This window comes from Streptococcus sp. 2741 (assembly GCF_013276315.1).
GTDB classification, from domain to species: domain Bacteria; phylum Bacillota; class Bacilli; order Lactobacillales; family Streptococcaceae; genus Streptococcus; species Streptococcus pseudopneumoniae.
In genome coordinates this window covers 1-9948 of record NZ_VMKU01000029.1, presented here as the reverse complement: position 1 = coordinate 9948, position 9948 = coordinate 1, and the positions used below count along the sequence as shown (strand labels likewise).

12 protein-coding genes and 3 pseudogenes are annotated in these 9948 nt (G+C 39.2%); 1 reads left to right on the top strand and 14 read right to left on the bottom strand.

What is annotated here, in order from left to right; genetic code table 11:
* Positions 1 to 12: 12 nt before the first annotated feature.
* The 4 genes from HT671_RS03750 to HT671_RS03735 all read right to left on the bottom strand — a co-directional run bounded on the left by HT671_RS03750 (position 13) and on the right by HT671_RS03735 (position 2270).
* Positions 13 to 642 (bottom strand): Pr6Pr family membrane protein, encoded by a 630-nt coding sequence (locus HT671_RS03750; protein WP_138703058.1) that lies wholly within the window; start codon positions 640 to 642, stop codon positions 13 to 15.
* Positions 643 to 644: 2 nt separating this feature from the next.
* A complete protein-coding gene (locus HT671_RS03745) occupies positions 645 to 983 on the bottom strand; it encodes a zinc ribbon domain-containing protein YjdM (protein ID WP_001061585.1) in 339 nt (112 codons plus the stop codon).
* 130 nt (positions 984 to 1113) lie between these two features.
* On the bottom strand, positions 1114 to 1785 hold the full coding sequence (cmk, locus tag HT671_RS03740; RefSeq protein WP_100104790.1) for a (d)CMP kinase: 672 nt from the start codon (positions 1783 to 1785) through the stop codon (positions 1114 to 1116).
* A gap of 8 nt (positions 1786 to 1793) precedes the next feature.
* Entirely contained in the window at positions 1794 to 2270 is a 477-nt protein-coding gene (locus HT671_RS03735) for an SAG1386/EF1546 family surface-associated protein (protein WP_001040899.1), read from the bottom strand.
* 51 nt (positions 2271 to 2321) lie between these two features.
* Here HT671_RS03735 and HT671_RS03730 point away from each other — a divergent pair, with 51 nt between their 5' ends.
* Positions 2322 to 2525 carry a ferredoxin gene (locus HT671_RS03730; RefSeq protein WP_161802646.1) on the top strand — a complete coding sequence of 68 codons (204 nt, stop codon included), beginning with the start codon at positions 2322 to 2324 and terminating at the stop codon, positions 2523 to 2525.
* Positions 2526 to 2588: 63 nt separating this feature from the next.
* On the opposite strand, the pseudogene HT671_RS03725 reads toward HT671_RS03730, so the two are convergent.
* The 10 genes and pseudogenes from HT671_RS03725 to HT671_RS11345 all read right to left on the bottom strand — a co-directional run.
* Positions 2589 to 2690: pseudogene (locus tag HT671_RS03725) on the bottom strand (group 2 glycosyl transferase); the annotation flags it as partial.
* A gap of 38 nt (positions 2691 to 2728) precedes the next feature.
* On the bottom strand, positions 2729 to 3373 hold the full coding sequence (locus HT671_RS03720) for a hypothetical protein (protein WP_000949237.1): 645 nt from the start codon (positions 3371 to 3373) through the stop codon (positions 2729 to 2731).
* Between the two features lie 174 nt (positions 3374 to 3547).
* Positions 3548 to 3739 (bottom strand): annotated as a pseudogene (locus HT671_RS12030) (glycosyltransferase); the annotation flags it as partial.
* Between the two features lie 186 nt (positions 3740 to 3925).
* Positions 3926 to 4477, bottom strand: a pseudogene (locus HT671_RS12025) (glycosyltransferase family 2 protein); the annotation flags it as partial.
* 7 nt (positions 4478 to 4484) lie between these two features.
* Positions 4485 to 5504 (bottom strand): UDP-glucose 4-epimerase GalE, encoded by a 1020-nt coding sequence (gene galE, locus HT671_RS03710; RefSeq protein ID WP_101514716.1) that lies wholly within the window; start codon positions 5502 to 5504, stop codon positions 4485 to 4487.
* Entirely contained in the window at positions 5483 to 5752 is a 270-nt protein-coding gene (locus tag HT671_RS03705; protein ID WP_000694299.1) for a hypothetical protein, read from the bottom strand. Before HT671_RS03705 ends, galE begins: the two co-directional genes overlap by 22 nt.
* A 6-nt stretch (positions 5753 to 5758) precedes the next feature.
* Positions 5759 to 6862 (bottom strand): FAD-dependent oxidoreductase, encoded by a 1104-nt coding sequence (locus HT671_RS03700; protein ID WP_000754685.1) that lies wholly within the window; start codon positions 6860 to 6862, stop codon positions 5759 to 5761.
* A gap of 216 nt (positions 6863 to 7078) precedes the next feature.
* On the bottom strand, positions 7079 to 7705 hold the full coding sequence (locus tag HT671_RS11565; RefSeq protein WP_007284783.1) for an Abi family protein: 627 nt from the start codon (positions 7703 to 7705) through the stop codon (positions 7079 to 7081).
* Positions 7706 to 7784: 79 nt separating this feature from the next.
* Positions 7785 to 7910, bottom strand: a complete 126-nt coding sequence (locus HT671_RS11875) for a hypothetical protein (protein WP_014017312.1) — start codon at positions 7908 to 7910, stop codon at positions 7785 to 7787.
* Positions 7911 to 8663: 753 nt separating this feature from the next.
* A partial coding sequence (locus tag HT671_RS11345; RefSeq protein ID WP_188093789.1) for a hypothetical protein occupies positions 8664 to 9948 on the bottom strand: 1285 nt, incomplete at its 5' end.

The following is a 9948-nucleotide window of genomic DNA, read 5'->3' as shown; positions in this document are numbered from 1 at the left end:
TTTCGAAGAGTATTAGAATGACTTTCTCTTGATTTGCTTAATAAAGTAGAAGATAAATCCTGCTACCATATAGGCAACAAAGATAATCAGACACCACTTGAATACGACATCCCAACCCTTGTTCACATTTAAAAAGAAGTAAGGGAAAGGATTATCCTTGGCATTTGGAATATTGAGTTTTAGAACCAAGCCATTAAAAAGAGCAAACATCATATACAGCAAGGGTAAAATGGTCCACACTGCTGGATCCCAAATCTTATATTGACCCTGTTTGTCAAAAAAGAGGGTATCCGCTAAAAACCAGATGGGAACGATATAGTGGCAAAGGAAATTTTCTAGGGTATAGAAATTAGTCACAATGGGCGCCAAGAGGAAATGGTAAATCACACAGGTAATCATGATACTCATGGTGACCCCACCTTTTAAGCGCAAGAGACTTGGCTTTTGCCAATTTTCACCTACACGGCTCATAACCTTTAGAAGATAAAGGGTAAAAATAGTTACCAAGAGGTTGGACAGAACCGTGTAATAGAGAAGCATCCCAAAACCACCATGCTTAGTAATTTCAAGATAAACTCCCGTAAAAGCCGCTAGAAACAAGAAGATACGGCTATAAAATACAAGTTTATAGTGTTTTGACATGCTTAAATCTTCCTCACAAACTCTGATTTGAGTTTCATGGCACCAAAACCATCAATCTTACAGTCGATATTGTGGTCGCCTTCTACGATGCGGATATTTTTCACGCGCGTCCCTTGTTTCAAATCTTTTGGCGCACCTTTTACTTTCAAGTCCTTGATGAGAGTTACTGTATCACCATCAGCCAATTTATTTCCGTTGGCATCGATAGCGACAAGACCTTCTTCTGCTTCTGCAACTTCAGCAGGATTCCACTCATGAGCACACTCTGGGCAAACCAGTAGGGCACCGTCTTCGTAGACATACTCTGAGTTACATTTTGGACAATTTGGTAAATTGTTCATAGTTTCTCCTTATCATCATTCACTATTCTTTGAAAATCAAAATTTCTCGAACAGCAACTATTATACCCTAAAATCAGCATTTTGACAAATTTAGAAAAAAACCGATATCCATCTATCAGCTTTTCTACATTTACATTCTTTTTTCAGCTTCTGCTTTGATTTTTTCAACTACTTCTTGAATGTTCAAGCCAGTTGTATCAAGATAGACAGCGTCCTCTGCTTGTTTGAGAGGCGAAGTCTCCCGATGACTATCCTTGTAGTCACGCGCAGCAATTTCCTCTTTTAGAGTTTCAAGGTCTGTTTCAATTCCCTTGGCAATATTTTCCTTGTAACGGCGCCCTGCTCTCTCATCAACAGAAGCTACTAGGAAAATTTTCAATTCTGCTTGTGGCAATACAACAGTTCCAATATCGCGACCATCCATGACAATCCCACCTTGCTGGGCAATTTCTTGTTGAAGAGAAACTAGTTTCTCACGCACTTGAGGAATTGCTGCAATAGCAGAAACATGATTGGTCACTTCATTTTCACGGATAGGATGGGTAATATCCACATCTCCTACAAAAACAAGCTGGTCTCCAGTTTCTGAACGTCCAAAGCTGATTGGATGCTGGTCCAACAAGGTTAGAAGGGCTTCGACTTCTTCAACTCCTAATTGGTTCTTAAGAGCCATATAGGTCGCTGCACGATACATAGCTCCTGTATCAAGGTAGGTGAATCCAAAATCCTTAGCAATAATCTTTGCGACCGTACTCTTACCGCTGGAAGCAGGACCATCAATAGCAATTTGAATTGTTTTCATATCGGCTCCTATTTTATTTTTATAACATCACCTGGATTAGCAAACCAAGATCCTGTAGCCATGTGCCCAGGATTCAAGGCCTCTAACTGAGCAATGGAGATTCCTGCACGAGCGGCAATAGCTGCTTCCCCTTCTCCTGCGAGAACTTTAATCGTTCCTTCAGGATTAGCAGCTTCTTCTGAACTACTAGAAGTAGATTCTGGCTCTGAACTCTGCTCAGGCTGAGAACTGCTTGAAGATGAGATTTGTACTACACTTGCATCAGAATCATGAAAGTCTTTTAAGGCTGCTGTGCGATTACTCCCCCCCGATGATAGATAGATGAGAACGATGACCATCACCACCACAATTACAAAGAAAATACTAGCTAGGATCGTCAAAATACGATTAGCCATCCTATCAGCCCCTCCGTGGTTTCGATGCCGACGCTCTGCTCTTGCTTCTTCTTGATCATAAATATCTTCTTGCCACGGTTCTTTTGCCATACCTTACTCCTTGTTTTTTTTTACTTTTCTTATTACAATATAAATATGAACATGAAAATCACACTTATACCTGAACGATGCATCGCCTGTGGGCTTTGCCAAACTTATTCTGACTTATTTGATTACCACGATAATGGAATCGTGCGTTTTTACGATAATCCTGACCAACTGGAAAAAGAAATTTCTCCTAGTCAGGATGTCTTAGAGGCTGTTAGAAACTGTCCGACACGTGCCTTGATTAAAGATCAACACTAATCTCTCATAGTAAATTGACAAGAACGTTTCACTCTTTCTAGTTTAGCATATTTCCATGTAAAATTATAGTCTTTTCACTTTATTTTTTTCTGTAAAATCAGGAAGATCACTTTTTTCTTTAACGAGATAAAGTGGTCTTTTTTTAGTCTCCAGATAAATCTTACTGCAACTTATAATCTAAATTCCTCAATGAGAATAGACTTCTACCATTCTATTTCCTTTACCCTTTTTACAAATTCATTCCACTCTCGTCTACAATCTTTAGATAGGCATATATCCGTATAATTGAACGATAAATCTTTAATATTCTTCCACCAATCAAAAGAATTTCCCGCTTCTTCTGTTTCTATTCTTTTGTTAACTACTTCAACAATTGTATTATCTATCTCTTCCTTGTCATCTAAACTTAGAAATCTCCATTCAATTCCATTTGTATAAATTACTTTTTTATACCATAAAAGGTCTCCAATAAGTTGTCCCATCTCTCCAGTTATATGTTCAAAACTGTTCGATATGGTTGATTTGATTTTTTCCTCTGTAATTAAACTATAATTTAAATTCTTAACTTCCACGCATCCTCGAAGTTCCTTCCATTCTTCAATTTTTATACTTTTCCTAGATTTGTTTTCATAAGTCTTATCTAAAATAACTATATCAGGAAAATTACTTAGACCATAATAAATTTGTCCCAAACCCCTTCTTTGTCTTCCGAAGACATATCTTTTTGATAAACTATCTTTTAAAGTTGGCTTAATTATATCAGCAACTAAAGGATACAGTTCAACCTCTACATAATTTTGTTTCTTTATTAGCCCGATTTCTTCAGTATAATCCTCTTTACTTAGCATAAAATAACCCTCCTGAATGTTTTATTTATTAAGTTATCGTCTTTGCAGTAAATTTATTCCACATAGTTCATTTATATCATGTCAAATCCCTAATTTTTTTAAAAATCACTCAAGTTCCAGACCAAAAGAATTATAATTACAAAAAAGTGACTGCGCCAGATAATTCCTACTTTTTCATGATCTATGATAACTTTTTTCTTTGATAAGATAAAGTGGTCTTTTTTTAGTCTCCAAATAAATCTTACTGATATATTTACCGAGAATCCCAATAGTCAAGAGTTGAATGCCTCCAAGAAAGAGAATAACAGCCATCAGAGAGGTCCAACCAGATGTCGGATTGCCCAAGATAAGGGTCCGAAACACCACAAAAACAGTCATCACAAAAGAAATAAAACAAGATAGGAGTCCCGCCACAAAGGCGATAATCAGGGGAAAATCTGAAAAATTAACAATCCCTTCAATGGAGTAGAAAAAAAGTTGCCTCAAACTCCAACTGGTCTTGCCAGCCTGCCTTTCGACATTTGGATAGTCCAAATAGTAGGTTTTGAAACCCACCCAGGCGAAGAGCCCCTTTGAAAAACGATTGGACTCGGTCAAGCTTAAAATGGCATCGACTACAGACCGTCTCATCATGCGAAAATCACGGACACCTGATGGCAGGGCTACTGGACTAATTTTTTGCATAAGGCGGTAAAAGAGATTAGCACAAAAACTGCGAAAGAAGGGTTCTCCCTCCCGACTAGTTCTCCGTGTTCCAACACAGTCCAAATCTGCATTCTGGTCTAGTAAGTTTTTCATCTCAAGCAACATACTAGGAGGATCTTGGAGGTCTGCATCCATCACCACCACCAAATCTCCTGTCGCATATTGCAAGCCTGCATAAAGGGCTGCTTCTTTGCCAAAATTTCGAGAGAAAGAAAGATAATGCACTGCCGGATTTTTCTCCCGATAGGCCTTTAAAAGTTCCAAGGTTCCATCGTTTGATCCATCCTCGACAAAGACATACTCGATTTCTGTTTCCAAATCTGGAATCAAATCTTCCAGAGCCTGATAAAAAAGAGGAAGTACTTCCTCTTCGTTTAAGCAGGGGACAATGATTGACATCACCATCTTAGTCTTCAAATCCATTTGGATGCTTGCTTTGCCAACGCCATGTATCTTCACACATTTGGGTGATGCCGAGTTCTGCTTCCCAGCCCAGTTCTGCTTTGGCTTTTGCAGGATCTGAATAGCAGGCTGCGATATCCCCTGGGCGACGGTCTACGATGCGGTAAGGAATTGGGCGTCCCACTGCTTTTTCCATATTTTGGATAATTTCAAGAACTGAGTAGCCTTTACCTGTTCCAAGGTTATAAACGTTTAGGCCTGAACCTTTTTGGATTTTTTTCAGAGCTGCGACGTGACCTTTAGCCAAATCGACAACGTGGATATAGTCACGAACACCAGTTCCATCTTCGGTATCGTAATCGTCTCCAAACACTTGCACTTGCTCTAATTTCCCAACAGCTACTTGAGTCACATATGGCAAGAGATTGTTTGGAATACCATTTGGATTTTCTCCCAAATCTCCACTTTCATGGGCTCCGATTGGGTTGAAATAACGAAGCAAGACCACATTCCATTCTGAGTCTGCCTTGTAGATATCTATCAAAACTTCCTCTAGCATGAGCTTGGTACGACCGTATGGATTGGTCACTGAAAGTGGGAAATCTTCCAGGATTGGCACTGTATGAGGATCCCCGTAAACTGTCGCAGAAGAACTGAAAATGATGTTCTTACAGTTGGCTTCTTCCATAGCTTTCAAAAGGCTAAGAGTTCCTGCGATATTGTTGTCATAGTAGGCAAGAGGAATACGAGTAGATTCTCCAACAGCCTTCAAGCCAGCAAAGTGAATGACCCCTGTTGGTTCTTCTTGTTTGAAAATGTCACGAAGAGTATCTATATCACGGATATCTGCCTCATAGAAAGGTACTTCAACTCCTGTAATTCTCTCAACAACTTCTAAACTTTTGCGATTGCTGTTGACAAGGTTATCCACCACAACAACCTGATGACCTGCTTGGATTAACTCAATAACAGTGTGGGTTCCGATAAAACCTGCTCCACCCGTTAGCAAAATCTTTTCTTGCATCTTAATTCCTCGATTCTCGGATTATTTTTTCTTATTTTACCATTTTTGATAGGGAATGTCATTTGCCATCCTAGAGGGTAAGATAAAATTTCAGTAAAATGCTTATACTCTTCGAAAATCTCTTCAAACAACGTCAGCTTCGCCTTGCCATGGGTATGGTTACTGACTTCGTCAGTTCCATCCACAACCTCAAAACAGTGTTTTGAGCAGCCCGCTGCTAGTTTCCTAGTTTGTTTTTTGATTTTCATTGAGTATTATTCGCTTTTTACCGGTTTGACATAGTTTTCAATTGGGTAGTTTTCAGGGTTCAAAGTCAACTCCTTGCCTTTGACCAATTGAGCTAGGTGGTAACCAATAATAGGACCAGTTGTGAGGCCTGATGAACCTAGTCCACTAGCAGCGTAGACACCTGCCAATTCTGGCACTTGCCCAAAGAAAGGAGAGAAATCACTAGTATAGGCACGGATTCCCACACGCTCAGCCCTTGAAGTCGCTCTAGCTAAAACTGGATAGTGAGGTAAGGCTGCCTCCTCCATTTGCTGGAGCAAGATTTCATCTACCGTCAAATCAAATCCCATATCATTTTCATGGGTAGCACCTAGGGACAATTTGCCACCTGCAAAAGGAATCAAATCCCATTCCCCTTCTGGCATGACAACAGGGTAAAATTCCATGTCTTGGGCCAGCTGATAATCTCGGAGCTGTCCTTTCTGAGGACGGACATCCACAGCATAACCCAAGGGTTCTAACATATCCCCCAACCAAGCTCCCGTCGCCAAAATAACCTGCTCAAACTCCTCTTCACCAATCTGGTAGCCTGATGCTAACGGTGTCAGAGTCACTTTTTCTTTGACCAGCTTGACATGACTGGATTCCAGCAAACGAGTCACTAAAAGTTGGCCATCTACTCTCGCTCCACCAGAAGCATAGAGCAGACGGTCAAATCCCTGCAAACCAGGGAATAATTCATTAGATGATGCTTGGTCCAGAATGGCTAATTGCCCTATCAAGGGAGATTCTTCTCTGCGCTGGAGGGCTAATTCATAGAGTTCTTCCAACTTGGATTCATCCTTTTTCAGGAGAAAGACTCCCGAACGATGGTAAAAGTCGATTTCTTGCCCTGATTTCTCTAAATCAGCTAATAAATCCACATAAAAATCAGCCCCTAAGCGCGCCATTTTGTACCAAGCTTTATTGCGGCGTTTGGAAAACCAAGGACTGATAATTCCTGCTGCAGCCTTGGTAGCCTGACCTTGTCCATGGTCAAAGACGGCTACCTCTAGGTCACTTTCTTTCGAGAGGTAGTAGGCAGCTGTTGTCCCCACAATTCCTGCTCCAATAATGGCAACTTTTTTCATTGTTATAATTTATTCCTTTTGTTTCACTCAAGGCACAACACAGAATAAAAAAGTTTTGTGCCCTTTATTTTGTTTTATACTAGACCTCCATACTATCTTATTCTTTCCAATAATTATCTATCTAAGAGATTATCCTATTCTTAATTGTCAATAAGTTCACCCAGTCCTCTGGAAGACCGTAGTGTCTCAAATCAACTTGTTCTCTACTTCCTTCTTCTAGTAAATTTTGTATTTTTTATTCCAAAAATTCTGGGTTTCTAGGGACATGGACAAAATAAGATGTCTCATTGCTATAAAATAAATAAATAATGTCTTATCATCATTCTCTGAGTTTGTCTCCAATAACTCCTTATCAGAATGATGAAGAGCAGGTAAGGTATGGTGTAAGCGTTCATATAATCTGCCATTATATGAGCATATATTTCTAAGATATCGAAGTGCATTACACCAGGACAATAAGATTTTAGCTGGAATTTTATCATCCTTATACAAGAGCAAACTAATATAAGCAGCAACCTTATTTCGATAACCTGGTTGTAAGGCGACAAGAAATGATGATATATTTCCAAATGTCATTAAACGAAAAACAGTCCAAGGCAACACAACACCATATTGTCTAATCTGATTCTTTACTATGGAATCATCTTGTTTTTCAAAAATAAACCGCGATAAATGATACTTTGTTTTCAAGACAGTATCCTGACGTTTAGGGTTATCCTTGCAGTATTTAGATTGTTCAGAAAAATATAAATCATCGTCTTCAAAAATATAAATAGTTTTTTGGTATCCAAGCGTCAGAGCATCAGCGGTACTCTTTTTCAAAAAGACTTCAATTCTCTCCAATATTTCTTGAAGGAAATTTCTAAGGTAACTATCAAATAAGTAGGCTTACTTAGCTAAAATATACTGACGATTAACCAATTTACCATAAATCTACGCAATCCTTTTTATAAAATTCATCATCAACATTATATGAAAAATCCCAATGAGATTTATCTTTCATATGTTGATACAATTCTTCTTCTGTCAGTGCAGGTTCAATCGCCATTTTTAACGTAGTAGGTGCTAACACAGGATTATAAACTAATCGTATTTTATCAACTATATCAATATTTCAAGGAATATATTCCTTGAAATTTGTTAATTCAAATATGGCAACATTCATTCTAACAGTCTCCACTATATGAAAAAAGGTCACCTAGTTATACATTGCTGCACCTTTGATGACTTCTAATCTACCTAGATTATACCACAATAATCCCTATTAATCAATAGAAATATTTTTTAAGTGTAGTATATTGAGCCTAGAATAGTAGGCTACGGATTCTAAAATATTTCTAGAAATTAATTTGACTTTCTCAATCTCTTTGTTCATATCTTATTTCAATCTACTATATATGATATACGTATGGTTGGTTATGGAGAGCACAATCATCTGACAAAACCAAGTGATAGAGAGCGCTTACATCAACTCCTAAAGAAAGATGGATAGAAAGACGCTTTTCAACTTCTTTCTATCCATTACTTCCTTCAAGAGTCCACACCAGCAATTTTCAGTTCCATTTCATGAACTATCTTACTTGTTTCGTGTTTCTTCTTTATCTTACTCTACCATCAAAGACTTCTACTTGTACTAGAGGAGGAAGCATTCCCATTTAAAAGACGGTGTCCTGTTCCCAGAACCACTTCCCCACTAGAAGCTGGTATATTCCCACTACAGGTTTGCGACTAACTTTTCCTATCGTCATTATCCAGCAATGTAGTAACTTCTATGGTCGCCTGCGATATTTCAACATGTCGCTTATCTTAGCTGAGCAAGAATCGCTTTGAGTTTCTCAATCAACTCGTCTTCTGTGTGGTCAGACTCTTTCTCATTGGCTAGGAAAGCAACTGCTTGAGCGAGAGCTTCTCGTGCTTGGTCGAGAACTTTCGTATCCACATTTGTAGAATCCAATTCTGCTTCAAGCTTGCTTAGTTCCTTGACCAATTTCTTGAGTTCTGACTCTTTCTTACGACGCGCGATGAGGAAGAGAAGGAGCCCAAGAAGGGCAAGTAGACTGCCAATCATTACTACATATGAAAATTCAGTAGTTGTCTGACTATCGTCTTTCATCTGATCTTTTTCTTGATTTTGCTGGTCTTCTTTCACACCTTTTAAGGAGTCTATTACCTCTCTCACTCTTCTAACAATATCACGCAAATCGGACTCTGTCAAACTTTCGTCATTAAGAGCTTGTTTAATCTCTGTAAGAAGAGCTTTAGCTGACTCAAGCATTGTACTATCTATATCATCCAAATCTTTCAAACGACTTTCCAATCCTTCAACCAATCGAGCAAGCTCAGACTTGTCAACAGGACGAGTCTCGTTAGGAGTCACTGTAGTTCCTGAATTGTTTGGAGTGCTTGTAGAAACTGGCGTTTCTTGAGTCGAAGTGCTTGCTTGTGCCTGTCCAACAGTAGACGATGGAGTAGTAAGGGTCGTATTGCTACTATTGTCAATTGTCACACCAGGGGCTGGAGTATTGCCTCTGTTATCTGGTGTCACACTGTTGCTATTGCTGCCAGCAGGGTTGGTAGTAGCTCCATTGTTGGTGTTGCCACTGTTGCTAGTATCAGTACTATTATTACCAGATTTTTTCTCTACGGTTTCTGTCGATGGAATTTCTTTAGTTGTTCCATCTGGTAATGTGACAGTTACGTCTCCATTGTCTTTTACAACTACGTTGGTGGCTGTTGGGTTAGCTTTCGAAACGGCTTCTTTAACTTTGGCTTTTTCGGCTTCTGTTAAATGCGCTGGGTCTGCTACTGGCGTTACTACCAGAGCTGTCTTGTCTGCTTTGTCGACTAACTGCTCTTTCGCTTTGTCTAACTTACCTTGCGCTTCTGTTACTTTTTCTTGCGCTTCTTGAACTTCAGCTGCTGTCGCATTGTCACCTTTAGCTAATACTGCTTTGGCTGCTTCCTTCGCTGCTGCAACATCTGCTTCTGCTTCTTTCTTAGCGGCTTCGTATGCTTGAATACTTTCTGGTGTCTTACCTTCTGTACTTACAGCTTCATCTAACTTCGCTTTATCCTCAGTTAGTTTA

Coding starts and splice junctions, on each gene's coding strand:
- HT671_RS03750 (WP_138703058.1), bottom strand. CDS start 642: ATGTCAAAACACTATAAACTTGTATTTTATAGCCGTATCTTCTTGTTT.
- HT671_RS03745 (WP_001061585.1), bottom strand. CDS start 983: ATGAACAATTTACCAAATTGTCCAAAATGTAACTCAGAGTATGTCTAC.
- cmk (WP_100104790.1), bottom strand. CDS start 1,785: ATGAAAACAATTCAAATTGCTATTGATGGTCCTGCTTCCAGCGGTAAG.
- HT671_RS03735 (WP_001040899.1), bottom strand. CDS start 2,270: ATGGCAAAAGAACCGTGGCAAGAAGATATTTATGATCAAGAAGAAGCA.
- HT671_RS03730 (WP_161802646.1), top strand. CDS start 2,322: ATGAAAATCACACTTATACCTGAACGATGCATCGCCTGTGGGCTTTGC.
- HT671_RS03720 (WP_000949237.1), bottom strand. CDS start 3,373: ATGCTAAGTAAAGAGGATTATACTGAAGAAATCGGGCTAATAAAGAAA.
- galE (WP_101514716.1), bottom strand. CDS start 5,504: ATGCAAGAAAAGATTTTGCTAACGGGTGGAGCAGGTTTTATCGGAACC.
- HT671_RS03705 (WP_000694299.1), bottom strand. CDS start 5,752: ATGAAAATCAAAAAACAAACTAGGAAACTAGCAGCGGGCTGCTCAAAA.
- HT671_RS03700 (WP_000754685.1), bottom strand. CDS start 6,862: ATGAAAAAAGTTGCCATTATTGGAGCAGGAATTGTGGGGACAACAGCT.
- HT671_RS11875 (WP_014017312.1), bottom strand. CDS start 7,910: ATGGCGATTGAACCTGCACTGACAGAAGAAGAATTGTATCAACATATG.